1 protein-coding gene and 3 pseudogenes are annotated in these 2,748 nt (G+C 41.1%); 2 read left to right on the top strand and 2 right to left on the bottom strand.

Features of this window, described 5'->3' with window-relative positions; translation table 11 throughout:
- Positions 1–81: 81 nt before the first annotated feature.
- Positions 82–1,017, top strand: a pseudogene (locus tag MHM99_RS20970) (IS66 family transposase); the annotation flags it as partial.
- Between the two features lie 25 nt (positions 1,018–1,042).
- A pseudogene (locus MHM99_RS20965) lies at positions 1,043–1,306 on the top strand (transposase); the annotation flags it as partial.
- 8 nt (positions 1,307–1,314) lie between these two features.
- On the opposite strand, the gene MHM99_RS20960 reads toward MHM99_RS20965, so the two are convergent.
- Both MHM99_RS20960 and MHM99_RS20955 read right to left on the bottom strand, forming a co-directional pair.
- Positions 1,315–2,337, bottom strand: a complete 1,023-nt coding sequence (locus MHM99_RS20960; protein ID WP_187448015.1) for an AraC family transcriptional regulator — start codon at positions 2,335–2,337, stop codon at positions 1,315–1,317.
- 150 nt (positions 2,338–2,487) lie between these two features.
- Positions 2,488–2,649: pseudogene (locus MHM99_RS20955) on the bottom strand (AraC family transcriptional regulator); the annotation flags it as partial.
- Between the last annotated feature and the right edge of the window lie 99 nt (positions 2,650–2,748).

The following is a 2,748-nucleotide window of genomic DNA, read 5'->3' as shown; positions in this document are numbered from 1 at the left end:
TTGCCACACTTATAAGTAGTAACCCACCTCCGCAGCCATTTATTGGTGTGGTCTACAGAGGATTATGTCTTTTTAGAGGGGAAAATCCCTAGAACCCCTAATACCATGGCCAATTGGGTTATCCGACTCAACGACGTATTTCACCCCTTAATCAAACTGGCCCGCGAACAACAAAATCAGGGCAACTATATTCAAGCGGATGAAACGCGCATTCAAGTCTTAGACGAAGCCGGTAAAAGTCGTCAAAGTGATAAATGGATGTGGGTGACCCGTGGCGGCCCACCGGATAAACCGACAGTGCTGTTTGACTATGACCCTTCACGCGCCGGTCAGGTTCCTGCACGTCTACTCGATGGATTTAACGGTGTCTTGCAAGTTGACGGCTATGCGGGTTACGCCAAAGTCTGTCGCGAGCGTCAATTACCCCGTATTGGCTGTATGGACCACGCACGGCGTAAATTTATTGAAGCCAGTCGAGCGGGCACGCCTAGCCATAAAAATAGCAAAAAAGGCACGCCCTCTAAAGCCGATGTAGCGATTGGTTATATCCGAAAGCTGTACGCCATTGAAAGGAAAATTGCTGACTTGAGCAGTGACGAAAAATACCAGGCACGGCAAACCTTAGCGGTGCCTATTCTGAACGAATTTAAACCGTGGCTTGAGCGTAATCTACCCAAGGTACTGAAAGATTCACTGACCTACAAAGCCATATTCTATATGCTTAATCAGTGGGATGCGCTTGTTGCTTATTGCGACTACGGCTTCGTCAATATCAGTAATGCCCTAGCGGAAAATGCCATTCGACCGTTCGCCGTAGGCCGACGAAATTGGTTGTTCGCAGATTCATCGCGAGGTGCACACGCCAGTGCGACCTGTTACTCGCTCATTGAAACTGCCAAAGCTAACGGTGTTGAACCCTCCAGTTACATCAAATATGTGCTAGATAATATTGCCGATGCCACGACAGTTGAAAAATTAGAAGCATTATTACCTTGGAATGTGCCCAAAACTGCGTAAAGTGCTGATTTAAGATCGCTTACATGACGGGCAGTTGAGTATTGACAACAACCATACCGAACGTGATATCCGTCCGTTTACGACTGGGCGAAAAAATTGGTTGTTCTCAAAAACTGTCAAAGGGGCAGAGGCGAGCGCTATACTTTACAGTATCGTGATGACCTGTCGTGCCAATGACATTAACCCCTATTATTACTTCGAAAAGCTATTTGCTGAGCTTCCCCAGCGAGAATCGGGCGCGGATCTAACCGATTTATTGCCGTGGAATGTCAAGCAAGCGCTTGATTAGCCCTGGCCTCACCGCTTAAATTGGCGCTTACGTATCGATTTGTATTTTGACGGCGTACACCCCTGCCAACGAATGAAAGCACGGGTAAAGGAAGCAACCTCACTAAAACCACATCGTTCTGACATACATTCAAGGCTCTTAGTTGTATGCTCAAGGTAAAACAAGGCTTTTTTGTGTCTAAAGTCATCTTTGATTACCATGTAATTAGAGTTTTCTAACTCTAATTTTCGTTGCATGGTTCGAATAGATATTCCAAGTTCCGATGCAAGTTCATTTTGAGTTGGAAATTGGTTTCTAGGGTATAAAGAAATGATGTTTTTAATCTGGCTTATAAGCCCCAAAGAGTCAAAAGAATGACTTGTTATAGATAATGGTACCCTTAATTGTTTTTCCACATCTTTATAGTTACATAAAACAGGTTTGTTTAGCCATGCTTTATCAAAAACGAGCTCGTTATAATTTTGATTGAATTTAACCGGACAGTTGTATAAGAAATGATAATCGCATAGGTTCACTGGTTCATCGTCTTTAAAGGATATATAGAGCAAAGGAACCTCTTTTTTCAATAACATACTTAACATTCTATTCGCAATACAAGTAAGCATAGTAATAGCGAATAAATAGTGGTTAGAATTTTTTGTTACAAAAGAAAATTGCCACCGCACTATATCCTTTTCAAGGATTAAATTTGCTACTATAGGGCTTTGGCATACACGATTAACATTATCAATGGCGCTTAAAGCCTTTGATAATGTTTTTTCTGCACATGCAGATTTGATCATTAAAGCAATAGCTCCTCTAGGGAGCGGTTTTTCTTGAGTACCTAATAATTCATCTTTTGTATAGCTTAAAAGCACTTTATAAGACTCTATAATGTAGTGTAAGGAGATAATTCCTTCGGGTTCATCAATGCACTCAAATGGCAAGCCTATTGCCTGTGAAAAATCTATTTTTGACATACCTACATAATCAGCAATTGAACAAAAGTCTTGAATAAACTTATTGGTAGAGAATAATTCATTTCTATTCATTTTTTTACATGCCTCTGCATTTGGTTTGACTCAGGGGTATTTCAAAGGAGCACGAATTATAGCTATGCTCATGGCCACAGCACTGGCAAATAAATCCGTTTGGCCACTTTATTTCCTTCAAATAAGCTAAAATTTTGGCTTCTGGCATGTTTATTTGTCTACGCTTTTTGTTAATGATTCACGGTAAACACTAGGGGTTTGTCCTGTCCATTTTTTAAATGCTCTATTAAAGTTTGCAGTGTATGAAAACCCAACAAGATAAGATATTTCATCATACCTCAAATGCAATTGCTTCAAATAGCCTAATGTTAACCCCGATTTCAGATAATAAGTGCGACATTCATGGAAAGGTGTAGAAGAGGAGGCCAACTGCTAAAAGTGGTACGCTCTTCTCGTCAAAGAAACAAGCAG

The sequence above is a fragment of the Alteromonas sp. MmMcT2-2 genome (assembly GCF_022348305.1).
GTDB lineage: Bacteria > Pseudomonadota > Gammaproteobacteria > Enterobacterales > Alteromonadaceae > Alteromonas > Alteromonas macleodii.
This window is presented reverse-complemented; position numbering and strand designations above follow the sequence as displayed.

Coding starts and splice junctions, on each gene's coding strand:
- MHM99_RS20960 (WP_187448015.1), bottom strand. CDS start 2,337: ATGAATAGAAATGAATTATTCTCTACCAATAAGTTTATTCAAGACTTT.